This is a genomic window from Lentzea sokolovensis (assembly GCF_033949975.1).
GTDB lineage: Bacteria > Actinomycetota > Actinomycetes > Mycobacteriales > Pseudonocardiaceae > Lentzea > Lentzea sokolovensis.
Genome location: NZ_JAXAVU010000013.1, coordinates 311,662 through 335,583 on the forward strand (window position 1 = coordinate 311,662; position 23,922 = coordinate 335,583).

The following is a 23,922-nucleotide window of genomic DNA, read 5'->3' on the forward strand; positions in this document are numbered from 1 at the left end:
GATCACCGCACGACGAGGTCGCGCGGGTCGGGATGGCACACCCACATCGAGTCGTCGAGTGCGAACGCCCGCAGGTGCACCGGCCCGCGCAGTTCGGCGGGCACGGTGAACTCTGCCCGGCCGGCCCGCTGCCCGCCCGGCACCGTCGCGAGCACGACACCGTCGTCGGGATCCAGCGGCCGCCGGGCCTCCTTCCCGAGAACGACGACGTCGGGAAGGTCCGCGTCGCACTCGACCTCCACCGCGAACGTGCGCGCCCGCCCGTGCAGCCGGTAGCGCAGCTGGACCGGGCAGGGCGACTCGACCGTCGCAAGTGGACCGAGCTGCCCGTCGCCGAGGACGCACACTCCGAACCGGTGACTGCCCGCCTCGGCCGCGTTCAGTCGCGCTCCGCGGCTCAGGTAGGCGGTTCTCGTGACGCGCCAACGGTGTGCCGCCGGGTCGTCCGGTCCGGCGAGCGGGCCGCCGTGCCGCCACACCACCAGCACCTCCCGCGCCCAGGCCGGCCAGTGCCAGGAGAGCTGGACCTGCGGGCCGAGCCGCACCGCGCGCAGGCCGGTCACCTCCACGGACGAGATGTCGACGGTCGCCGGTGTGCCGATGGTGGCCACCGGTCCCGACACGGTCACCGGCACCAGCGTGCGCCCGCCCGCGAGGTCGGCGGCGGGCACCCGGACGCGTCCGCACCGGCTCGTGGCGACAACCGGTCCCGCCAGCGCGGCCTGGTCGAGCCGGACCACGCCACCCGGCGCGGCCTCGGGCGCGGTGAGCAGCCGGATCTCGACCTCGTCGCCGTGCGGAGGTGTCCAGGTGAGGTCGACGACGTCGCCCGCCGCCACGGCCCGCAGGTCGGTGACGGCGTCCGGCTCGCCCAGGCAGACCACCCGGACGTCGATGCCGGGGCTGCGGAGCGTCGCGTACTCGACCAGCACCCGGTAGGTGTACGCGGTTCCGGGCTCCACGTTCCGATCGGTGAAGCCGGTCTCGTCAGCGGGCACGTCGGAACCGGTGCGCCGGACGACCGCCCGCGACGCCCCCGGCGGCAGCTTCCACCGCCCGAAGACGACTCCCGGTTCGGTGACGAGCCTCAGGTCCGTCACCTCGGGCAGCACCGCGACCGGTTCGGCGGCCGCGGTTCCCCCTGGCACGCCATCACGCAACGTCGTCACGGTGTAGATCAGGGGCACGCCGGCTGGAGCTTCGAGGTCGGCGAGAGGCGCGGTCGCCTTCTCGGCCAGCAGCGTCGCTCCGCGGCTCACCCGGTAGCCGATGTTTCCCGCGGTGGAAGGCGATGGCTGCCAGTCCACGACGACCGCGGCACCGTCCACAGTGGCCGACACCGCGGCAGGAGCGGCGGCAGGGCAACGGAGAAGACCCTCGTCGACAGCCGGGTCCGTCAGCTCGCGATCGATCGCAAGGTAACGGGCGGCGGCGTCCTCGGGGTTCGCGGCCTCCGCCTCGCGAGCTCGGGCAAGATCTGCGAGCAGACGGTCGAGTTGGGCGCGTAGCCCGTCGCGAACGCGGGCCCACGAGTCGGGCAGCGGGCGTGACTCCAGCAGGTCCAGCGCGACGGGGAGCCGGTGCTCGTCGACCGCCGCGAAGTAGGCCTCCGTCCACGCCGCCTCCTCGCGAGCGCACCAGACGGCGTACGCCACTGCGTCGGGATCGGAGGAAAGGGTCGCGGCGCAACGTTGTGGTGAGGCCAGGTCTCGCACGGCCTGATAGCCGCACACCGTCGCGGCGGCGAGTTCGGCCAGCAGGTCGTGCGCGAGTGCGGCGGACAGGCCACCGGGCGCCGCCGCCCACAGCCGGACGAGAGTGAGAACGGCCCGTTCGGCGTCCGCGGCCCGGTCGCGCGAGACCCGCAAACGTTGTCGCCGCGTCTCCACCTCGGCCGGGGTGGTGTCCGCACCGCGCAGTTCCGCGGTGCGGGACAGGTATTCCCACAACGAGTCGTGCGGAAGGTCGGCCAGGTGCTCGCGCAACGTCTGCCAGCGCTTCGGCCGGGGTGTGCGCGGCAGCGGGACGGGCTCGCGCACGGCGGCGCCGACGGCGTGCAGCGCGGCCACCACGTCGGGAGTGCTCCACCGGCCACCGGCGACGCGCACCACGGCGGCGACGTCGTCACGGGCCAGGGCCGGCGCTCCGTGCAGACGGTGGCGGACGACCTCGACGAGGGCCTGGTGCTCACGTTCCACGAACTCCCGGTGCCGGGCGCGGGCGGCGGGGTCGCCGAGCACCGCGATGGCCGTGGCGTGGCAGGCGTGCAGGCGTTCGCAGGCCACCGCGTGCAGACGCAACTCGGGCGTTCCCCACCGTGCGGGCAGGTCGGCCAGTGCCGCGTCGACCTCAGCCTGACGAGGGTGGGGCGGCAGGCGGTACACCCGGAAGTAGTTGCGGTGCGGAGACCAGCCGGTCCACACCGGCACGAGCACCTCATCCACATAGGACTCTTCGCTGAAGGTCATGTCAGCGACGGATTCCCGGCAGCGGCGCGCTCATCTCGGTCTCGGTCATCGCCCCGGCCACCTCCGCGTCGAGCCGCAGAGACGCGCCGTTGCCCGCGCGGGCGTGCACCCGCAGGACGCCGTCGGCCTTCAGCTCGAAGCAGATCTCCACCGGCTCGCCCTTCGGCAGACCCGCGGGCAGTCCGGTGATCTCGCCCGCGACCAGGCCGACGTGGTCGGCCGGATCGTCCGCGAGGTCTCCGTGCACGAACCCGGTGGCCGACTCGTAGACCCGGATCGCCATGCGGCGCTGGTCGTCGCGGATCGTGCACACCTGATGCCGTCGCACCGCGGGGGCGTCCGCGCCGGGCGGGATCATCCACAGCACCCCGTGCCCGAGCGCGGGACGGGCCGCGTCGCGCACCACCGCCACCCCGTACCCCTTGGCGGTGACGGTGCTGATCTCGTCGATGGTGTCGTGGCCCAGGGCGTGCCACGCCAGCCGGGCCGCGCCCTTGGCGACGGTGTGGTCGGCGTCGTGGGCCAGCCGGGCGGCGGGCAGTTCCGGCAGCTCCTCGGCGAGCCGGCGCGCCACCGCCGGAGTGCGGGACATACCGCCGGACAGCAACAGATCGTCGATCTTCTCGACGCCGTGCGGGCGTGCCTTCTCCAGTGCGTCGCGGGTCAGCTCGACGGTGCGGCCGAGCAGGTCGGCGGTGGCCTCCTCGTACTCGTCCCGGGTGATCGTCACGGCGTGCTCCGCGCCACCGGGGACGGTGATCAGCGCGGTGTGGCGCTCGGCGCCGGTCAGGGCGATCTTGAGCTGTTCCACCTGCCGCACCAGGCCGCCCATCAGCTTCGGGTCGCCGCGCAGCGATTCCGCGGCGGAGTTCAGCCTGCCGAGCAGGAGCTCGGTCAGCTGCCGGTCCCAGTCGGCCCCGCCGAGGCGGTGGTTGCCCTCGATGGCGACGACCTTGGCCGGGCCGTCCGGCCGGACCTGGATGACGGTCACGTCGAACGTCCCGCCGCCGAGGTCGTACACCATCGCGGTGCGCTCGCCGCCGCGGTGCAGGCCGTGGGCCACCGCCGCGGCAACGGGTTCGTTGACCAGGTCGAGCAGGTTGAGCCGCGCCAGCTGGGCCGCCTGGGCGGTGGCCTTGCGCTCGGCCGCGCCGAAGTAGGCGGGCACGGCGACCACCGCGTCGGCGACCGGCCCTGTCGCGGGCATCGCACGGCCCAGGTGCCGCAACGCGTCCTGGACGACCTTGAGCAGGATCACCGCCGACACCTGCTGCGGGTGGTAGCGGCGCCCGCCCGCGTCCACGGTGACGTCGGCCCTGCCCATCTCCCGTTTGATCAGCGAGACGACCCGGCCGGGTTCCTGATCGCGCCGGGCCACGGCGGCACTGCCGACCAGAGCCGTGCCGTCGTCGGCGAAGTAGACCACCGACGGTGTGATCGACTCGCCGTCGGCGTTGGGCAGCACGACCTCGCCCCGCCGGTCGATCCCGGCCACGCACGTGTAGGTGGTGCCCAGGTCGATGCCCAGCACCGGCCGGGCCTGTTCATTCGGGGGCACCGGTCTCGGTCCTCTCGTTCCGGGACGGCAGACCGGGGCTGATGTCGAACACGTCCAGCCCTTCGGCGGCGTCGAACGCGGGGATCGCGATCCGTTCCGACGGCCGCGACGGGCCGATCGGTTCGGCGCCCGTCCCGATGCCGGCAACGATGTAGGTCGGTGGAATGCGCAGGACATCGCGGTCCAGCTTGCGTTCGTCCCTGACGTGATCCAGACCCAGCCGCTCGATCAGCACGTCCAGCTGGGCGGCGAGCTTCGCCTTGTGCACCTGCAGCCGGGCGTGCTCGATGTCGTTGGCCACGTGCTGGCTGAGCAGCTCCTGCTCGAGCTTCCGGAACCGCTGCTGCAGCACCACGTACTCGCGGTACTCCTTGTTGAGCTCGTCGGAGGCGAACCGGATCTCGCCGATCGTCGTCTCGCCGGCGTCGACCTGGACCTCGGCCAGCGCCTGGGTGATCTGGACCTTCAGCTTCCCGCGCAGGTCGGCGAGCTCGTGCAGGAACCTGTCGATCTCGCCGCCGCTGGCGCGTTCGTTGAAGTAGCCCCGAACCTTCTCGCCCAGAACCCTGCCCACGAACCGTTTCACGGCGGTGGACTTGTGGTCGCCGATGTCGCCGTCCGCCTCCTCACCGAACCGCTTGACCAGGAACGGCGCGGCGTGCGGAGGGATGGACAGCGTCTGGGTCAGCTCCACTTCCAGCTGGAAGCCCTGGATGGTCACCCGCAGCGGGCCCAGTTCCGAGTCGTAGCGGTCCTCGGTGCCGGACTTGGTGCCCCAGGTCAGGGTCAGCTCGCGGGTCGGGATGTGCACGACCCGTGCGAACAGCGGGTTGATCGCGTAGGTCGCGCCGCCCGGCAGGATGTCGGTCTGCGGCCCGCTGCGCCCGCCGTTCCAGAGGAACTCCCACGGTTTCTGGAAGTTGTTGTGCCCGTCCACCTTGGGCGCGGGCGCGCGCAGGTCGTCGGGTGCCGGCGCGTCGGTCACGATGACGACGCCGACGTCCTCGGCGTCGACGGAGACCAGCTGCAGGTCGTCCGCCTTGGCCGGGAAGTCGGCGGGCAGAGTGTCCACTGTGTACACGTCGAACACCTGCGGGTCGATGGCGTACGCCTCGCCGCCGCGCAACAGCTCCGGCTGTACGCCCTGCTCGCAGTCGCCCTTGAGGAACATCGTGACGCTCTGGAAGCGGTCGCACTCGACGTACCTGGACAGCCTGCGGCCCGCCGGCGCGTTGGCGCCGATCTTGGCCTTGACCAGTCCCACGGTGCCCGTCGGGATGCTGATGTAGTCGTACTCGTGGATGTCGTACAGCCACGACCACGGCGGGATCGTCTGCCCGCCTCGCACGATCCGCGTGCGTCGGAGCAGGAACTCCTCCCGCGACTGGTTCGGCGCGGGCAGGCCCCACCTGCGGGTCGCGACGGCGTACCGGTGCAGCGGGAGATACCGCATCCTGCGCAGGATCGGCACCGCCGCGGCGGTGAACGCCACGGCCAGCAGGACGAGGACAACGATGACCACGATCATGAGAACTCACTCCGGATTCGCCCGTAGAGTGCGGAAACAGTGATGTTCCAGTTGTCGAACCAAGCGTCTGACGGGACTTCGTGGCGCAGGGTCGGGAAGAACCCGGGTCCCGCACACGTCACCCAGACCGGGTAGTCGGCCGGAATGCCCAGCGGGTCGCCCCAGCCGAACAGGTGGGCCAGGTCGGCGACCTCGGTCCCGGTGCGGTCCGTCATGAGCAGGCGCTGAGCCAGGAAACCGTGCTTGCCGTCCGTGCCTTCGTGCCAGACGCGCGCGCAGTCCCGCAGTAGCCGTTCGCCGATGGACGCGACCTCGTCGAGCCCTGCCCAGCCGTGGTCCGCGCAGCCCGCCGCGGCCAGCAACACCGCCGTGGTGTGCAGATCCGCGGTCACCAGGTCGCCCTCGGCGAGTGCGGCGGCGATCTCGGCCACCGCGGGGTCGAGCGCTGCCGTGGCGTCGAGCGGTGCCGTGGGAAAGAACTCCGGGACCGGAACGGTGTCCCAGCCCATCGCGAGAACGCGCAGGGCCCGCAGCTGAGTGGCATCGGGCAGCGCTCCGGTGCGGGCGTCGAGGAAGACGTCCGGTTCGTGGTGGCCGCCGGCGAGCACCACGAGCACGGTCACCCCGCGCTGCCTCGCCGCGAGCCGCATGTCCCGCACCGCCGCGTCCGGCCGTTCGGAGACGACCACGACCAGAACCCGCGCGTCGGCAAGGGAATCAGGGTCGGCCGACACCCGCACGGCCAGTCCGTTGTCGAGCAGCACGGCCAGCAGGCGTGCGGTGTGGCTTCGCCCGTTCCCGCCGCACAGCACCACTTCCGCGCCCACGGTGGCCAGCTCGTCCAGGATGCTCCGCACCGACGGGCGTCGTTCGGGACGTTTGTCGAGGGTGCGCGCGACCAGTTCGCGGACAACGCCCGGAACGCCGGTGAGGTCCGGGATCGGCTGGGTGAGCGTGGTTCCCGCGCTGGAGAAGGCGGCCCGGCCGGTGGCGGCGAAGTAGAGCAGGCAGCCCCAGGAGAACACGTCGGAGGCGGGCGAGGCCGGTGCCGCCCGCCGCGGGTCCACCAGTTCGGGCGCCAGGTAGGGCAGCGTCCCGACGACGTGGCCGGTGGTGGTCACGCGGACGAGGTCGGCCAGGTCGGCCGCGATCCCGAAGTCGATCACGACCGCCCGTTCGCCGGCCATCATCACGTTGGAGGGCTTGAGATCGCGGTGCACGATCTGGTGCGCGTGGATGTCCATGAGCGCCTGGGCGGTGTCCCTCGCCACGGTCAGCAGCCGATCGGGGGCGAGGCCTTCTTCCAGGCCGGCGAGACTCGTGCCGCGGACCACCTCGGTCACCACGTACGGCTCGTCGGACTCCAGTTCCGCGTCCAGCAGCCGCGGGACGTGCGGGGACCTGATCAACGTCGCGGTCCGGACCTCGCGTTCGAACCGGACGCGGTACTTCGGGACCTCCGCGTAGGACCGGTTGATCACCTTGATCGCGACCTGCCGATCGGTGCCGGGCCAGACGGCGAGGTACACGACGCCCATGCCGCCCGCGCCGAGCCTGCCGAGCAGCCGGTACGGCCCCAGCCGCCGCGGATCACCGGGCCCCAGGGCGGTCACCTCACTCATCGGTCGTCCTCGTGATGTCGCAACAGGTGCCGCCTGATGGGTGAATCGTAGGATCGAACGACTGTGAACTGGGCTTTTGTCCACTTATTGGCCACTGGGTCACGGCCACCGCCGGTGCACGTCGTGCAGCGCCGCCTCGAGCCGCTCCGCCGCGTCGTCCCCGGCGAGGCCCTCGATCCTGGGCAGCGCCGCGGCCAGGATCGCCGTGCAGGTGACGCGGCCGCCGCTGCTCAGCGCGTGGCGGAGGAGGGCGACGAAGACCGCGTCGTCGGCCACCACGTCGCCGGCTCGCAGCAGCACCGCGCAGAGCAGATCCCGGTCCCCGTACGGCGTCGAGGCGAGCGCGGCGGTGAGCTGGGCGGGCGTGGACAGGTGTGGCACCAGTTCGGTGAGTGCGCGGGACCGGGAGCGGTCGTCGGTGTGGGTGGTCGCTCGCGACAGGAGGGTGTCGAGATCGGTTCCTTGCTGGACAACGGGTTCTTGTCTTCTCTTCAGGTAGGCCGACATCGTCGTCAGGGTGTCCGGCCGGCTGCGGGTCGCGGTGAGGCCCGGCCAGTCCAGGCCCGCGGGCAGGTCCCGGCCGCCGTCGTCGGGTGCGGTGGCGGCGGCGAGTGCTTCGGTCAGCGCTTCTCGTCGTTGCGCGATGGGCAGCAGGGGTGCGAGTCGCGTCAACGCTTCGGCACGGTCGCACGGATCAGCGATCGCGAAGGCCTCGTCCCGTGCTTCCTGGATCGGCTTGCGATCAGGTGCCGGTGTCCTTGTGGTCAGCGCTGCCACAGCGGCGGCGCGGTGGTGTCCGGTGATGGTCCCGGCCACGGCCAGGGCTTCGGCCGAATCGGCGTCGGACAGGTGCGGCGCGAGGACGGCGAGCGCATTGGCCCGGTCCTCTTCGCTGCTGATCGTGCGCACCGCTTCGAGGGCGCCGGTCCGGTCGCCGAGCGCGGTCAACGCGCGCGCTCGTGCGTGGGGGTTGGTGAGGTCCTCCGCCAGCGTGCGCGCGGCGCCGAGGTCGCTCAGCCAGGGAACCAGGTCCGCGATGGCGCCGGCCCGTTCGTGTTCACCGGCGACTTCCTCGATGGCCTGCAACGCCTCCGCGGCGAGGCTGGGGCGGTGGGGGACCAGCTTGAGCAGCACCTCGGCGCGGGGATACGGGGAGCTGACCTTCCCGGCCTGGGCGAGCGCCAGGTCCAGGACGTCCTGTGCGGCGGTCTCGGCCGCGAGCACGGCCAGCACGTGTGCTCGCGCCGTGGCCGTGGGCAATCTGAGTGCGTGGGTGACCGCACGAGCCTGCGTCCACACGCCGCCGGTGACGAGTGCGGCGACCAGTTCGGCGGGGATCGCGTTGGTACGGCTGACGACCGAAGCCGTGACCAGTTGGTAGTAGACCTCGTCGCACAGCGTTGATGCGGGCTGTTTCTCAGCGAGCGCCTGGTCGGTCGTCGAGGCATGGAGGCCGCGCGCGACCTCGACGTCGGACAGGAAACCGTCGACCGTGCCGGCTCGGTCGTGCGCGGCGAACCACATGGGCCTTCCGCTCGCGTCGTCCGCGTGCAGCAGCCGGTGCAGGTCCTCGTCGCGACCCGCGCCCACGAGATGGCGTGCCAGGTGCCTGAGCGGATAGCCGTCGTCGACCGTTCCGGTCAGGTGGTGCTCCGCGATCCGGTCGTGCGCGGCGATGGTGGCCGACCGCAGGAAATCCCACCACTTCCAGTCCTGCTCGGGACTCTCGTCGCCGGGGCGCACGCCGGCGAGGAACTCCCGCAGACTGGCGTGGTACAGCGCGAAACCGCGGCCGTCCTGCCCGTCTACGGCGCCGAGGAACGGCCGCAGCGTCCGGTGGCAGTGTTCCCTCACCGCATTCTCGTCCACATCGGACAGTGCGGCCAGGGTTCTGGCGTCGAGCGGTTCACCCGCGACGCCCAGGGTCGCGAGGAGCGGCAGCAGCGCGTCCGTCCGGCTCCACCGCTCCAGCGTGTCGACGTAGTACCTCGCCAGGTCCTTCGGCAGCGGGTCGGCGGTGGTGCGGGTGCCTAGCTGGATCTCGTTGAGGACGTACCGCAGGTACACCCACACGCCGCCGCAGCGTTCGACGAGTTCACCGGCGGCGTCGGGCCGGACCTGGGCCAAGTGCTCTGCCACGTCGGCGACGTTGCGAGGATCGGTCGCGGAGAGCCGTACCACCGCAGCGGGTGCCGTGGATCTCGGCGGCGGGCTGCCCGTCCGGTAGGTGCCCACCACGAAGACCCCTTGCGGCAGCTCCATCGGCAGCCCCCACGGCTGTGCGCCAGCCACCTGCTCGGCCTCGTCGGCGCCGTCCACGACCAGGACGAGCGGAGGGGTGATCTTGGCGAGCAACGCCGGGAACCCTTCCGGCGTGCACCAGCGTTCGGGCAGCAGACCGTCGGTCGCGAGCCCGTGATCGCGTGCGAGCTGCCCCGCCAGGTTGCGCAGCGCGACCTTGGCCGAACCGCCGAGCGTCAGCCGTGAGAAGTGCCCGGCCCAGCCCCGTTCGCGGACGAGATGCGCCGCGAGCGCGGTCTTCCCGACGCCCGCATCCCCTTCCACCCAGACATGACCGCACGGCTGCTCGGCCACGAACCCGTCGATCTGCTCGATCAGCCACCGCCGTCCGGTGAACCCGTCCGCGAGCACGTCGGCGAACAACGGCGCCAGATCGCGCACCGCCTCGTCGACCGGCACGTCTCCGGACGCGTCGAACCGCACGGTCCGCACGTACCCCGCCTGCAACACCCTGTCGGCGGTCCCCTTGAAGACGTTCCGGTACTCAGCCACCGGGCACCGCCGCGTTCCGGAGCCGGAGCGCCTCGACGATCGACTCCGGCGGCGGCCAGAACAGCCGCGTCTCCTCCCCGTGATCGGCCACCTGCGCGGTGATGTCGTGCAGTGCCAACGGATCCACCGCGTCGAGGTCGGCGCGGAACCGCTCGACGGCCTTGCCGCCGATCCGCCGCGCCGACATGAGCTCGCGCACCTGCCGGTCCCGGCACCGCACGGCGTCGAAGGCCGTGGCGTGCCGCGCCAGCTCCCGCTGCCAGCTGGTGCCGAGCAGCAACGCGGCACTGTTCCCGATGGTGGCGGCGACCTTGGCGCGGACCCGGTGCGGCACGTGCCACGCCACCACGAACCGCCCCTCGAACCGTCCGCGCAGCCCGGCCACCACGGACAGCACGTGATGCCCGTCGTCCGGCAGCTCGTCAACGGGCATCAGCAGCAGCACGCGCGCCTTCGGATGCGTCTTGATGTCCAAAGCGGACGCGGGCTCCGCGGTAAGTCCGTTGCGTCCCAGGACAGAGCACAGCGCAGAGCCGCGCTCCGCGCCTGACCCGTCGACCACGACGACGTCCGGACCGCGCCGCCGCATCAGCGGCCGCCGCCGAGCAGGAACAGTTCGACCTTGGCGTCACCGGGCGCGCCGTCCGACCCGAGGTAGGCACGCATGTCGTTCATGGTGCTCAGCTGGGGCAGGCCCGCCGGCACCACCAGGTCCTTGAGCTGTTGCGAGACCAGGGTTCCCTGCGTCGGCACGGACGGGTCGCGTGACTTCCCGAACACCAGGATCAGCCCGACCCGCGCGTCCGGCCCGACCTCGTCGAGAAGCCTGCGGCGGAACTCGTCCACCACGCCCGCGCTGGACCCGTCCACGGACATGATGAACGACTTCGTGGTCAGCGACAGGCCTTCCGGCGAGGCGGTGGTGCTCGTGGTCGGGGCGGGTGAGGCGGACGGGGTGGCCGGTCGGGCCGCCGCCGGTACGTGATCGTCCGACCCGAGGGCGACGATCATCAGCACCAGGGCCAGTTCCGCGAAGAGCCAGCCGGCGATGCCGAGGGCGTTGACCGGTTGCCTGCGCGCCATCACGCCACCTGGCCCGGAGGTGTGGCCTGGTCGGGCGGCGTCGACCAGCCGGTGTGGCCTGGCGGGTCCGTGTGGCCCGGCGACTCGGTGCGGCCTGGCCGGTCGGCGTGACTTGGCGAGCCGGTATGACTTGGCGAGTCGGTGTGGCCTGGCGAGTCGGTGTGGCCTGGCCGGTCGCCGTTGCCAGGCTGGTCACCGTGGCGGCGTGGCTCGGTGTGGCCGGGCTGGACGTGGTCCGGGTGCTCGGTGGGATGGCGCAGACCGTCGGACACCATCGCGAGCCAGTTCACCTCGCGGATCGTCTCCCGCAACTTGCCGGTGGTCTCCTGCAGCGCGGACACGGTGGCCTGGAAGCGATCCGCCGCACCTGCGACCGAGTCGGCGGCCGCGGAGAACGGCTTCTGCGCCTCCTCCAGCAGGTCGCGGTGTGCGGCGTTGCGGGTGGAGAGGTCGTGGGCCAGCGACGTCTGCACGGTCGCCGCGCGCACCACCTCCCCGGAGGTGGCCGAGGCCTCGCGCGCCAGGGCCGCCGCGACGCCGACATCGGCCACCACGGTCTCAAGAGGTGCCACCGCGGTGACGATCTCGCCGGCTTGCTCGCCGAACCGTTGCTGCACCGCGGAGAACGCGTCCACCTGGCGGGCGAGGTCCGGCAGGGCGGCCACGAGTTCCCTGGCCACCGCGCCCAGGCGGTCCACCACCTCGGAGGCGGCGGCCAGGCGGGAGGAGGCCTCGCCGAGGCGTTGCGCGGCACCGGCCAGGGTGGCGGCCGCCTCGCGCGTCTGCTGTTCCGGCGACGACGTGCCCAGTTGGGCACGCAGGACGGCGAGCGGCGGGAGCAGGTCCACCTCGAGCTGGTGTGCGACGCGGTCGATCGTGTCGGCGCGGCGGTGCGACGACCAGGTGCGGCGGTGGTTCAGCATGATCCACAGCACCGTCACGACGATCACCAGCGACAGCATCACCGGACCGAGGTACCAGGGCTGGGAGAGCCAGTCCGCGAAGAACGACGGGCGGGCGCCGGGATCGCTCGACGTGTACTGCTCGACGTAGCGCCATTCCGCGACACCGAGCGCGGACCAGGTGAGGACGACCGGGAGCAGCACCAGCGCGTTGCCGGGGTGTGCGGGCGGGTGTTCGCAGATCGCCCGCAGGTAGCCGGGTTCGCGCAGCCGCCACAGGTCGGCGTCGCGGTCGGCGGCCGCCGGGTTCGACTCGACCTGCTTGGCCTGCTGCACGGCGATCTCCAGGACGCCGTGCAGCTGGGCGAGGTGCGGAGGACGGTTGCGGGCGGACACCCCGGCCGTCCTGTCCATCGTGGACATGGCGGCCTTGGTCAGGGCGGCCATCTGCCGGGCCGCGGACAACGGTTCGGTCATCACTACCCCAATCGACCGAGCACGGCGCTCACCAGCAGGAAGAGCACGACCACCACCGACGTCGCGACCAGTGCGGACACGGCCCACCACGAGCCCTGTCCGTCGTCGGCCCGGTCGTCCTCCTGGACGGGCTCGGGGACGAGCGCGAGCGACCGCGCCGGTTCGTCGCGCACCGGCCAGCCGTCGTCCTGCCGCGGCATCGGTGAAGGTGCTCTCCTGGCAGGTGTCTTGGGACGCAACAGAACCCCCGCGTCCCGCAGCACCACCTGTGCGACGGGCTCCTCCTCCGACAGCACGCTCCAGTACTCCAGCACCGACGCCAGGAACGTGGCGGGCAGCGGCCCGGCCTTCTCGAGGTGCTGGGTCCCGGCGATGACCGTCGCCTCCTTCACCCGGCTCGACCCGGTCGTCGTCATGAGCTCGACGAGCCACGCCGCGGCCTCCGACTCGCGGAACGTGTTGTGCGCGAGCACGGTCTTGAGCACCTGGACCCTGCCCTCGGAGTTGTCCGGCACCGCCATCAGCACGGCGGCGCCCGCCGGGGTCACGTGCTTCATGCGCTGCACGACCGACCTGATCGCCTCGGCCGGATCGCCCGAGGCCCGCAGGAACTGCTGGTGCGGGTCGGAGATCCGGCCGGTCTGCATCAGAGCGGCCGCGATGTCCTTGACGGGCAACGGGAAGATGGACGGATCGTTCGGCGAGACGCCGAGGTTCACCAGCCAGTTCCGCCAGTGCTGCACGAGATCGGGCGTGCCGAGTGGCTTGCCGGGCGCGACCACGTGGTCGCGCACGAACCGTTGGAGCTCCTCCTGCTGGGGGTGACGCGCACGGAGGAGGTCGGCGAGCCGCGCGTGCCAGTTGCCGCTGGCGGCGTGCGCGGGCGGGAAGAGCGCCGGGTTCTGGCCGGGTCCGGCGTGCAGCTGCGCGTGCATCAACCCGTCGAACAGCAGCGTTTCCAGCCACTGCGGCGGGTTCCGGAGCAGTTCGCTGATCGCGGAGCCGGGTTGCTGGGTCGCCCACCGCAGCACCATGTCCGGGTTGGTGCCGTTGCGCAGTCGCTGGTCGTGCGTGTGCACCAGGTTCGCGATGTCCGCCTCGGTGATGCCCAGTTCCTCGGCGATGATCAGGTCCAGCAACGCCCGCAACGACGACGAACGGCGGTGCGCCGGGGTGCGGCGCCCGGCCGCGGCGAGCTGCGCCAGCCACCCGAGCGCCTCGTCCGCGCGACGGGGGAGGGACTCCGGCAGCTCGTCCCGATCGGGCTCCAGCCAGCGCGCGACCCGCCGGGCGCTGAGCGTGTCCGACTGCTCGGCCGGCCACCGTCCGGTGACGCTGGGACGCTTGTCCAGCACCGGCGTGCTCAGCGGGAACGTCATCCAGATGTGCTCGGCCACCACCGCGCTCGGCAACGCCGTGACGAGGCAGCCGATCACGGCCGCGACCTCGGCGGGAGGGCCGGCCACCGCGACGCGTCTGCGACCTTCGGCCAGCGCCGTGAGCGGCCCCAGCAGCAGAGACGGGTCCACACCGTGCGGCGGGACCGGGCGCGGTTCGTGACCGAGCTTGCCGTCCCTGCCGATCAGTGCGACGCCGTGCGCCCACACCTCGGCGGGATCCGCGGTGACGGGCGCGAACAGGAACTGGCAGCTGCCCGCCCGCCCGAACGCGCCACCCCGGCCCTGCACGGTGAAGCACCAGTGCGGACCGTGGTCCTCGACGTCGACCTTCTGCAGTCCCCACACCGGGAACCGGTCGTTGTCGCGCGCGTCCTCCGGCGGCTGAGGCACGATCTCGTCCTGCAGGTCGTTCGCCGCCCTGACGAACGCGGGTGCGGGCGCCTCACCCCGCCGCGGATCGGCGTACGGCGCGAAGCCGCTGCCGGCGTGGTCACCCCACTCAACGACGACGTGTTCGGTCACGGCCGCATCCTCCGGAGCAGGCAGAGCAGCAACTGGGACAGTGCCGCTGATCTCTCGTCGACATCGGGGAAGACCGCGCTCGCGTCCTGCGGCTCGATCAGCTCGCTCGTCGCGGCGACCCGGACGGGCGCGTGCTCCAGCGGGGAGCACAGGAAGAACCGGACGTCGCGCCACTTCTGCCCGAGCATCGACTCGACGCGTTGCTCGAACCCGAGCGCGAACGCGATGCCGCACCCCAGCGCGGACATGACGAGGTCCCTGGTGCGCAGCACCGCCGACTGGTGCGGCGTGAGCGCGCCCGCGATGTGCGAGTCCAGTGACGGCAACAGGATCCGGCTCGCGGGCAGCACCGACGAGTGCTCGCCCTCGCGCACCTCGATCACCGCGCCACCACCGACGTGCACCAGGTTCCACCAGGCGTCCGGGTTCGCGTGGTGCTCCACGATCGCCGTGGCGAACTGGCGCACGGTCGCCTCGAACAGGTTCGGCTCGTGCCGCGTCCGGTCGATCGGGTCGAGGATCGAGTGCAGGGCCGCGTCCTCGACCATCCTCCGGTTCGGCCCGCTGAACCGGACCGCGAGCTCCGCCAGATACCGCGCGGCGCCCTTGACGATCGCCCCTGGCGCACCGAGTTCGTCGAGTCTCCTGCCCCGGCGCAACCCCAGGTGGACGAGGTCCATCTTGGTGATGCACACCAGGACGTGTTGCCGCGCCCCGATGTTGGACGCGAGCGGGCTCGACTCCTGCGCCAGGGTGCCCGCGACCCGGCGCTGCACCGCGTTGCGCTGGTTCAGCACGCCGCGCAGGTCGTTGTTCACGCTCTCACCCGGCCGGACGCTGGCCGCGATCGTCTCCTCGGCGGTGTCCTCGGGGATGAACGCGGCGAACGGCTTCGCGATCGCCGGGTCGATGACCCAGGTGAGGGTGCCGTAGTTGCGCAGCAGCCGCTGGTGGTAGTCGTCCTCCAGCGCCGACTTCGCGAACTGCTCACCCGCGAGGTCGGCGATCGCGACGAGCACCCGCTTGCCGCCGATCTGGTACCGGCACAGGATCGGCTGACGGATCCGCCGTCCCCACGACGACCGGTCGAGGTGTCCCTCGCCGCCGAGCTTTTCTTGCAGTTCGAGGAGAGCGGGTACGACGTCGGGGGAGATGTTGGCGCTGAGGAAGTGGAACGGCACCGTGGTGCGCAGCACCGTCGGCCCGAGCGGGAGCCCCTTCTCCTCGGTCTCGCGGTAGTTCTGCAGCAGCACCTGCAGCGGCGTGTCCTCCAGCCAGTCCACGGTGTGGCTGTTGACCTGCATCGGCCGGTCCGGCGAGGTGATGTGCGGCAGGCCGCTCACCGACAGCTGCTGGTGCAGGGTGCGCAGGACCAGGTAGCTCTTGCCGGCCGCGACGCCGCCGATCGTGGCGGCCACGTCGAAGTCGTCGACCGTCCACTCCGTACCGACACTCTCGCCGGTCATCCTGATGTGGTCGAGGAAGACGTGGCCGTCACCGCACATCCGGTACACCCAGCCGGGCCGGGACCGGTGGTAGCCCTTCGACTGCGCCTCGACTGCTTTGTCGAACGAGCTGAGCCGCCACTCCATCGCGCCGCGCTCGGTACCGCACACCTCCAGCAGGAGGCTCGGCCGTCGCCAGGAGCCGTCCTCGGCGTGCGACGGCGGGACACCCAGGTCGTCGTCGCACGCGGGACATCGCCTGAGCTGGTTGAGGTTGTGGGACCACGTCATTCGCGTCTTCCGTTCACAGCAGGGCCAGCAGGACGAACAGCACCAGCAACAACGCCGTGACCGGCAGCAGGACGATCCGGGCGAACGCCCTGCCGCACGTCGCTCCCGCCGCGGCCGCCTGTTCGAGATAGCCGTGCACGTGCGGCTCGGCCTCACGCCGCGCGACCGTCGCGGTCGGCTCCTCCCACAGCACCCAGTCGCCGATCACGTGCCGGATCGACTCGTCGAAGTCCGGCGGCGGGCACACCCGGCTCACCGCGTCGCGCAACGCACCGGGCAGCGTCTCCTCGTAGCGCACGACATCACCTCCCCATCCACAGGCCGAACAGCAGGATCAGCGGGATCGCCATCGGCAGCAGGCCGAGCACCGCGACCTCCCGCCAGTACGCGTGCCGCGCCACGGACAACTGGTGCCGCCGCACCGCCGCGACGACCGCGGGGACGCGGTTCTTGTGCCCCGGCGGCTGCGCCCGCACCTCCGCGCGGATCTCGTCCACGTGCCGCGCGTGCCTGCCGACCGGGGGCAGCGGCTCGTCCTCGCTTCGATCGTCCTGTGTGGACGGACGAGTCCGGATGAGCGACTGCAGCTCGTCGATCCACTTGGTCGCGCTCCACTCGTCGCCGCTCAGCGCGCTCGGCTGGAAGGGCGCCGCGAGCACCTTCGCGAACGGCCGCCAGTGCTCCGGCCAGTAGGCCGCGAGCGCACCGGCCACGACGTCCGGCGAGTCGACCGTGCGCCGGCCGTCGTCGTCCTGCGTCAGCATCGGCGCGACCCGGTCCTCGCCGGCGACGGCGGTGAGCACGACCAGCGCGAAGCCGAACCGGTCGTGCTCGCGCAGGTCGATCTCCTGCCGTTCCCTGCCGGGCGCCCGCATGCGGTGCCGCTGGTGGAGCACCTCCGGTGAGGCGTAGGCGGCGCTGAACCTCAGCTCCGGCAACTGCGCGGTGGCACGCGCCACCGAGTCGCCGTCGATCAGCACGTACCCGCTGCGGTTGTTCGCGGTGAGGTAGCGGCAGACGTTCGCCGGCTTGATGTCGCAGTGCGCGATGTCCCGCTTGTGCATGGCGTCCAGGCCGATCGCGAGGGTGCGCAGCTCCGGCAGCTGCTCGACTCCCGGCGCGACCGTGCGCATGTCCGCCCTGGGCCAGCCGACCGTCGTCAGCAGCGGCGACACGACGAGGACGAAACAGGCGGGCTGGGGCCGGTCGGCGACGCCGAACCACGCCGACAGCCGGTTCTCCGGGTCGGACACCACCTCGTGTTCCGGCATCAGGAGATCCGTCGCCTGCGGTGGCCCGGTCAGACCGGTCCTGCCGGACAGCACGTGCACCGGCGTGATCACCCACGGCGGTGCCTGCGCGGTGCCGCCGACCGAGGCGTTGACCTGCTCGATGAGCACGGCCTGGGTGCGCAGGTAGCGGCGCAGCTGGGCGGCGTGCTGCGGGGTCGCGCAGCGGTACATCTTGACGTGCCAGCGGTGTGCGGGCCGGTCCTGCTCGGTGGCCACGGAGTAGAGCACCTGCGTCACCAGGTGCCGCATCGGCCGTTCCGGGCTGCTCGACGGCACCGGGAAGAGCCGTTCCTCCGGCTTGTTCGCGGTGGACGGCGGCTCGATCAGCAGGATCCGGCCGGTCTCGTGCACGGTGGGGTGCGGCGAGCCGTCCAGGTGGTCGGGTTCGCCCGGCACGCTCGGCTGTCCGACCAGCCAGTCCTGCAGCTCGTAGTCGAGCGTGCAGCCCAGACCGGTGTTCACGTCGGTGTAGGTGATGCGGCCGCGGCGGCCGACGACGTGCGGGCTCTGCTCGGCGATCAGCAGGTGGTCGTCGGCGGACACCGCGATGTGCGGGCCGTGCGGGAACCGACGCAGCTCCAGCTTCCCGTTGTGGAAGCGGAAGTCCAGCAGCCTGCCGGACGGCACGGCGAGCATCGAGCGGGGGAGCACCACGCCCGGCCCGTAGTCGTCCCTGGCGTGCGGACGGCCGAACGGCAACCACTTCGGGCTCGCCGACAGCACGAACTCGAACCGCAGGGTGCCCCAGCTCAGCACCAGCAGTTCGGACTGGTCGTCGTCGAACTCCTGGGGTGGCTCGGAGACCTCCTCGCGGCCCGCCTCCGCCGCGTCGCAGCGCACCTCGCAGCCGCGCGGCACGACCGGGTCGACGACGAACGTGACCCTGGTGCGGACGTCGCGGTGGCCGCCGCGCACGTCGAGGAGCGACTCGCGGATCTTCGCCCGGACCGGGTCGGACAGCGGGCGCGACGTCACGATCCGGATCTTGACCAGCCACACGCCGCTCGCCGGTGCCTTCTCGCGCACCAGGAACTCGTGGAACCTCGTGGTGGCCTCGATCCGCGCCGCCTCCTCGAAGCGGGGGTCGATGTCGGCGGTCATCCGCGCACCTCCGTGACCTTGTTGATCGCCTGCTGCGCCAGCAGGCGGACTCGCGCCGCCCCGGCCTGCTCGTCGCTCGTCTCGACGGCGACCGCGAACGACACCGGTCCCTTCGGCGTCGGCATGGCGCCGACGAGCCACGCGATCTGCCGGACGAACTGTCCTTCCGGCGCCGCCGCGTCGTCCTCCACCAGCACGTGCGTGCCGGTCTTCACCCACAGCTCCCGTCCGTCCGCAGTGGACAGTCCGGTCGCGGTGCCCGCGGTCGTGGTGGCGGACAACGCCTGCCGCAGTTGCTCGGCCTGCGCGGGTTCCAGCACCTTGCGCGTCTCACCGGTGACCGGGCGGCGCTGCCCGCCGTTCGGGTCGGTGACCGAGGTGACCAGCGACGGCTGGACCGTGGTGCCGTCGCCGGCGACCGCGGCCATCACCGCGGCCATCTGCAGCGGCGTGCCCTCGACCTCGCCGCCGCCGAGCACCGGGTTGCCGATGTCGGACGCCGCGAGGCCGTGCGGCACAACGGAATCCACGCCCGCGGTCACCCCGGCGAGCCACGCGGGCCCCGGCTCGGACCCGGTGAGCGAGAACCCGAACGCCTTCGCCGTCTCCTCGACGCTCTGCCACCCGATCTTGCCCGCGAGCTGGACGAACGCGGTGTTGCAGGAGACCGCGAGCGCCTGGGTCAGTGAGATCTTCCCGTCGGGGGACGTGCCGGGGCAGAGGGCCTTGCCGTAGTTGTTGATCCGCTGGCCACCGAGTTCCAGGAACAGCGGTGCGGGGATCAGGTCCTGGGCGGTGGTGCCCGGCTGGCGCAGGTACGCCGCCGCGACGACCACCTTGAACGTGGAGCCGAGGCCGTACCGCTTGCCGAGCGCCCGGTTGACCGTCGGGCCCGGCAGCGCCACGCCCTCCAGGCCTCCGACGTAAGCACGCAGGCCCGCCTGCACCTCGTCCGAACGCGGGCCGGGATCCGCGCGCAGACCCCAGCGAACGCAGCCTGCGCGTTCTTCCGCGGTCGGCTGGTCCGCGTTGCAAGGCCGCGTCTCGTCCGGCGTGCCGTCCTTCTTGCGGTGGTAGTACTTCCGGTGCGCGGTGAGGAAGTTCTCCATCTCCGGCGTGACCGTGACGTCGGCGGTGGCGCGGGCGTTCTCGGTCGGCGCGCTGGCCGACGTGAGCACGTGCCCGGTGCGCGCGTCCAGCACGACCAGTCCACCGGCGAGCGGGCCGGCACCGGCCGAGGGCGTCCGCAGCGCCGTCGCCATGGCGGCCTGGAGCGCGGGGTCGACCGACAGTTCGACCGAACCCGGCGTCGCGATCGCGGCCGGGCCGACGCGTTCGGCGAGCGACGTGCCGGATCCGCTCGACAGGGCGTCGTTCAACGCACTGCCGTCGACGATCCCGGCGAGATCGGCCAGCGCGACGGAGGGTTGCCCCACCGGTGCCCAGGTCGGGTCGGCGCCCTTGCGCACGTACTGCGCCTTTCCGCCGACGACGAGTTCGACCGACGTGCGGGCGTGCGCGATCCGGTCGGTCGAGCACCGCTCGGCGTCGACCACGGCCGACGTCGTCGCGCAGAAGGGCCGGTTCTCCGCGAGACCGGTGTAGGGCCAGACCGTGACGCCCCACGCGAGCATCAGACAGGTCAGGAACGCCAGCAGCACGGGGGAGAAGCTCAGGCTCAGCGCCTGCTTCGGTCTCAGCGGCGGCTGGGGTCGCGGTTCCGTCCGGTAGTGCAGCGCGACCGCGATGATCACGCCGAGGCCGAGCGCGACCGTGGACTGCACGCCGTAGGACAGGAACGGCGCGGTGATGCCCGAGTGCGGCACGGCGTTGACCGTCGCGGCCAGCACGAAGAGGAACTGCACCAGCACCATGCCCGCGAACCCGCCGATGAACAGCCGTTCCGGCGAGGCGGCCTGGCCCGTGGTGCGGGACAGCTTCGCGAGCGCCGCGGCCAGCAGCGCCAGCAACGCGCTGAGCAGCAGCACCACGAAGCCGCCGAGCTTGCTCCAGATCACCGCGAGCACGAGGTCCGAGCTGCCCGCGGGCAATCCCCGTGAGGTCGTGTCGGCGAGTCCGCGGCCCCACATGCCGCCGTCGGCGATGGTGGCGAGCGACTGCGCGATCTGCGAGTTCGTGCTGGCGAAACCGCCGGCGAGAGTCTCCTGGCACACCTCGGTTCCCGGGGGAGCCACCGGTGGTGCCGCTCCCCGCGGAGCGTCCACACAGGACTGTGCCCAGTTGTAGACCCACGGATTGCGCTGCGTCTCCCACCGCGTCGTGATGTACGAGGTGGTCACCATGACCAGAAGCCCCAGCGCCGCCAGCGCGAGCAGCGGCACGACCGCGGGCTTGACGAACGTCCACGCGGTCCGCGTCGCGGCCATCGACCGCTTCGCACCGCGCTGGCCGCTCACGTACAGCGACTTCGACACCTCGGCGCGGACCACGAGCCACACCATGGTCACGGTCGCCGCGAACACCGGGATCAACGGTCCGATGTCGGACTTGAGCGTGCTGGCGACACCGACCACGCCGAACAACGCGAACGGGTACAGCAGATGCCGCCGCGCCTTGATCGCGAGCCTCGGGTCGTTCTTCGCGTTCCGCAGCGAGTCGCGCTCGATCCGGAACCCGTACGCGTGGTCCGCGAGCATCATCGCGAGCACCGCGAGGTAGATGATCTTCCCGTACTCCGGCGTCGCGATCCCGCCCAGCGTGAGCTGCCCGTCGCCCAGCAGCGGCGCCGCGAACAGCAGGAAGACCACGGCCAGCCCGCCCGCGTGCCACCGGTCGTGCCGCGGCCGCTCGAACCGGATGCGCCCAGGCCGCAACTTCAGCGCCAGCAGCGCCAGCGCCGCCGCGAGCACCGCGGCGGGCAGGATCACCTTGGTCAGCGCCGCCGCCGGGGCATCCCCTTCGAGCGCACCGAGAAACCCGACACCCGGATCGCGCACGACCTCCAGCCGCACGGTGAGCAACAACCCGAAGAGAACGAGCACCCCCGTCGTCAGCAACACCGCCAACGCCGGCCCGGACACCACTTCTTCTCCGCGCCGTCCGTGCGCCGCCCTCAGCAGGTGCAGCCCGAACGCCACCGCGACCAGCACGAGCACCAGCACCGCGAGCGACCAGTGCGTGGTCCGGAACCCGGTGCCGAACCAGAACCCCAGCCACAGCAGCGCGAAGGGCCACCACAGGCTCGGAACACCTCCGCGCACCAGCACGGCGGGCACGGTGAAGAACCGCCCCGGCTGCGGCGAGCCGAGCGCGCCGATCGCCACCGAGGGCCTGCTGGTCAGGAACCGCAGCCCGTTGCCGACGGCCAGCGCCAGCCCGAGCAGAACGAACAGCCGGCTGAAACCTGCCGTCCCGCCGAAGAACATCGACAAGTATGCGGAGAGGCCGTTACTCATCGCCGCTGCAGCCCTCCGATTCCTGAACAGGGATGAACGTCACTGATTGCTGAATGGGGAGACGCGGTGAGTCGCGCTCCCGTTGAACCACATTGCTGATCGGACCCGCATCGATCCGCGTTACGCGCGGCGGTGAACATTCTGGATATTCCCGGCGACGTAGACTCGACATTCTTCCGCGCGCTCGAAAAGGCCTTTGAGCGCCGCTGATTCGCGATTTCTATGGCACCGCGTTAGCGGCGGAGTCTGTTGCGCGGCAACGGATCGACGTCGTCACCGCAGAGTGTGCCCATGTCGGCGAGCGGCGGGGCGGGGTTTCGTTGTCAGAAAGTGGCCAATTACCTCCGGGTCGAAGTTCCTCGTGAGTGCGGCGTCGACTTCGACTCCGCATGCTGCTGGAACGCGCTATCGCCCGGTCTTGTTGCAGTCGAAGTTCAACTCATTCGGGTGACGGGGCCGACGACGACAGAACGGCCGTTGCGGCGAGGAGCCGCAACGGCCGAATCGTGGGGTTGTTCTGTCAGCAGGCGGGTGCGCCGACGGGGCCGAGGCCGATGTAGGGGGTCCAGTTGTTGCCGGCGGTCCAGAACTTCTGGATGAGGTCGCCGTTGCTGTTGCGGCTGAAGACGTCCATCCGCTGGTTGCCCCACGTGGTCGCGGTCGGGCTGGTGGTGATGTAGCCGCCGAAGTCCTGCGGCTTGTAGGTCGTGAAGTCCGCGCCGTCGGGCGAGTACCACTGGACGAGGCTGCTGTCGTTGTGCCGCAGGTACAGGTCCAGGCTGGTGCCGCCGCGCGTGGTGACGGCGGGACGGCCGACGTAGTTGCCGCCGCGGTCGGCCCAGTTGTACCAACCGGCGCCGCTGGTCCACATCACCGACAGCAGGCTGCCGTCCGGTGCCCTGGTGAAGACGTTCATCCGGGTGCCGTCCGCGCTCGCCACGGCTGCGGGCGCGCTGGTGGCGGTGACGGTGCTCCAGTTGTCACCGATTCCCGCCCAGTCGTTGACCCAGCCGTCGGCGATGCTGAAGTGGCGGTAGACGATCTTGTTGGTGGCGTTGCGGGCGAAGACGTCGAATCCGGTGTCGTACCGCATGGTCACCGCGGGGGAGGAGGTGATGGCGTAGGTGCCGAGGTCGGCCCAGTCGTACCACTGCTGGCCCGCGATCCAGGTCAGCTTCTTGAGCCGGTTGTCGATGCCCTGGGCGAAGACGTCGATCCTGTTGCCGTTGTTGGACACCACGGCGGCGGGGTCGCCCTTGATCTTGGCGTTGCCGGGCAGGGTGGACCAGCACGACCACTTGCCGGCCGAGAAGTTCCGGTGCTTCAGGCGGTAGTCGGACGTCACCGCGAACACGTCGATCGACCCGTCCGCCCGCGACACCGAGGAGACACCCGGCATCGTCGGCGGCGTCTGCGTGCCGCAGTTCTGGCTGACGAACGTCTCCTTGCCCGTCGCGTAGTCGAAGGGGTTGCCGTGGAACGACGCGGGCCTGATGTAGTCGGGGTAGCTCTGGCCGCTGCCCCGGTTGCGGAACTCGAAGTGCAGGTGCGCGGAGATGCCGGGGGAGTTGCCGTCGGTGTTGCCGACCGTGCCGATCAGCTCGCCCTGCTGGACGGTGTCGCCGGTGCCCACGGACTTCTGGTCGAGATGGGCGTACAACGTCGAGTAGCCGTCGCCGTGATCGATCTCGACGTAGTTGCCGTAGTCGGAGTTCTCGCCGCCCTCCCACCTGACGGTGCCGGCGGCAGCGGCGACGACGGGCTTGCCCTTGTCGGCGTCGCCTTTCGTGCCGGTCGCGTTGAAGTCGATTTCCTTGTTGCGGTGCGCGTTGCTGTCGCCGGAGTTGCCGTCCCACGAGGTACCGCACACGAACGGCAGTTCAAGGCTGGGCGCGGCGGCCTGTGCGGGTGTCGCGACCGCCAGCGACGACGTGACGATCGCGGCGACGAGGAGGAAAGACCGGACTCCCGGCGTGTTCCTGGTACTTGGCGTGCTCATGCCGGTCACGATGTCCGGCCGATCA

At 71.4% G+C, this 23,922-nt stretch carries 14 protein-coding genes; all 14 read right to left on the reverse strand.

The window, feature by feature from the left end; translation table 11 throughout:
- Positions 1–2: 2 nt before the first annotated feature.
- Positions 3–2,468 (reverse strand): hypothetical protein, encoded by a 2,466-nt coding sequence (locus SK854_RS32710; RefSeq protein WP_319978988.1) that lies wholly within the window; start codon positions 2,466–2,468, stop codon positions 3–5.
- Position 2,469: 1 nt separating this feature from the next.
- Positions 2,470–4,026 carry an Hsp70 family protein gene (locus tag SK854_RS32715; RefSeq protein ID WP_319978989.1) on the reverse strand — a complete coding sequence of 519 codons (1,557 nt, stop codon included), beginning with the start codon at positions 4,024–4,026 and terminating at the stop codon, positions 2,470–2,472.
- The gene (locus tag SK854_RS32720; RefSeq protein WP_319978990.1) at positions 4,013–5,554 is read right to left on the reverse strand and encodes an SPFH domain-containing protein; all 1,542 of its coding nucleotides are present in this window, start codon (positions 5,552–5,554) and stop codon (positions 4,013–4,015) included. The genes SK854_RS32715 and SK854_RS32720 overlap by 14 nt, the downstream gene beginning before the upstream one ends.
- Positions 5,551–7,176, reverse strand: a complete 1,626-nt coding sequence (locus SK854_RS32725; RefSeq protein WP_319978991.1) for a serine/threonine-protein kinase — start codon at positions 7,174–7,176, stop codon at positions 5,551–5,553. Before SK854_RS32725 ends, SK854_RS32720 begins: the two co-directional genes overlap by 4 nt.
- Before the next feature lie 99 nt (positions 7,177–7,275).
- Complete coding sequence (locus SK854_RS32730; protein WP_319978992.1) at positions 7,276–9,969, reverse strand: NACHT domain-containing protein; 2,694 nt, start codon at positions 9,967–9,969, stop codon at positions 7,276–7,278.
- Positions 9,962–10,558 (reverse strand): hypothetical protein, encoded by a 597-nt coding sequence (locus SK854_RS32735; RefSeq protein WP_319978993.1) that lies wholly within the window; start codon positions 10,556–10,558, stop codon positions 9,962–9,964. The genes SK854_RS32730 and SK854_RS32735 overlap by 8 nt, the downstream gene beginning before the upstream one ends.
- Positions 10,558–11,052, reverse strand: coding sequence for a hypothetical protein (locus SK854_RS32740; protein ID WP_319978994.1), 495 nt, complete (start codon positions 11,050–11,052; stop codon positions 10,558–10,560). The genes SK854_RS32735 and SK854_RS32740 overlap by 1 nt, the downstream gene beginning before the upstream one ends.
- Positions 11,052–12,431 (reverse strand): hypothetical protein, encoded by a 1,380-nt coding sequence (locus tag SK854_RS32745; RefSeq protein ID WP_319978995.1) that lies wholly within the window; start codon positions 12,429–12,431, stop codon positions 11,052–11,054. Before SK854_RS32745 ends, SK854_RS32740 begins: the two co-directional genes overlap by 1 nt.
- A 2-nt stretch (positions 12,432–12,433) precedes the next feature.
- Complete coding sequence (locus SK854_RS32750) at positions 12,434–14,353, reverse strand: hypothetical protein (RefSeq protein WP_319978996.1); 1,920 nt, start codon at positions 14,351–14,353, stop codon at positions 12,434–12,436.
- Positions 14,350–16,089, reverse strand: coding sequence for a hypothetical protein (locus SK854_RS32755; protein WP_319978997.1), 1,740 nt, complete (start codon positions 16,087–16,089; stop codon positions 14,350–14,352). Before SK854_RS32755 ends, SK854_RS32750 begins: the two co-directional genes overlap by 4 nt.
- A 13-nt stretch (positions 16,090–16,102) precedes the next feature.
- A complete protein-coding gene (locus SK854_RS32760) occupies positions 16,103–16,387 on the reverse strand; it encodes a hypothetical protein (protein ID WP_319978998.1) in 285 nt (94 codons plus the stop codon).
- A 4-nt stretch (positions 16,388–16,391) separates the two neighbouring features.
- Complete coding sequence (locus tag SK854_RS32765; RefSeq protein ID WP_319978999.1) at positions 16,392–18,482, reverse strand: protein kinase family protein; 2,091 nt, start codon at positions 18,480–18,482, stop codon at positions 16,392–16,394.
- A complete protein-coding gene (locus SK854_RS32770) occupies positions 18,479–21,898 on the reverse strand; it encodes a penicillin-binding transpeptidase domain-containing protein (protein ID WP_319979000.1) in 3,420 nt (1,139 codons plus the stop codon). The genes SK854_RS32765 and SK854_RS32770 overlap by 4 nt, the downstream gene beginning before the upstream one ends.
- 520 nt (positions 21,899–22,418) lie before the next feature.
- Positions 22,419–23,897, reverse strand: a complete 1,479-nt coding sequence (locus SK854_RS32775; RefSeq protein ID WP_319979001.1) for a peptidoglycan DD-metalloendopeptidase family protein — start codon at positions 23,895–23,897, stop codon at positions 22,419–22,421.
- Positions 23,898–23,922 lie beyond the last annotated feature (25 nt).

Bases quoted from the DNA above. Each gene is read 5' to 3' on its own strand.
- SK854_RS32710 (WP_319978988.1), bottom strand. From the start codon at position 2,468: ATGACCTTCAGCGAAGAGTCCTATGTGGATGAGGTGCTCGTGCCGGTG.
- SK854_RS32720 (WP_319978990.1), bottom strand. From the start codon at position 5,554: ATGATCGTGGTCATCGTTGTCCTCGTCCTGCTGGCCGTGGCGTTCACC.
- SK854_RS32725 (WP_319978991.1), bottom strand. From the start codon at position 7,176: ATGAGTGAGGTGACCGCCCTGGGGCCCGGTGATCCGCGGCGGCTGGGG.
- SK854_RS32735 (WP_319978993.1), bottom strand. From the start codon at position 10,558: ATGCGGCGGCGCGGTCCGGACGTCGTCGTGGTCGACGGGTCAGGCGCG.
- SK854_RS32740 (WP_319978994.1), bottom strand. From the start codon at position 11,052: ATGGCGCGCAGGCAACCGGTCAACGCCCTCGGCATCGCCGGCTGGCTC.
- SK854_RS32745 (WP_319978995.1), bottom strand. From the start codon at position 12,431: ATGACCGAACCGTTGTCCGCGGCCCGGCAGATGGCCGCCCTGACCAAG.
- SK854_RS32755 (WP_319978997.1), bottom strand. From the start codon at position 16,089: ATGACGTGGTCCCACAACCTCAACCAGCTCAGGCGATGTCCCGCGTGC.
- SK854_RS32765 (WP_319978999.1), bottom strand. From the start codon at position 18,482: ATGACCGCCGACATCGACCCCCGCTTCGAGGAGGCGGCGCGGATCGAG.
- SK854_RS32770 (WP_319979000.1), bottom strand. From the start codon at position 21,898: ATGAGTAACGGCCTCTCCGCATACTTGTCGATGTTCTTCGGCGGGACG.
- SK854_RS32775 (WP_319979001.1), bottom strand. From the start codon at position 23,897: ATGAGCACGCCAAGTACCAGGAACACGCCGGGAGTCCGGTCTTTCCTC.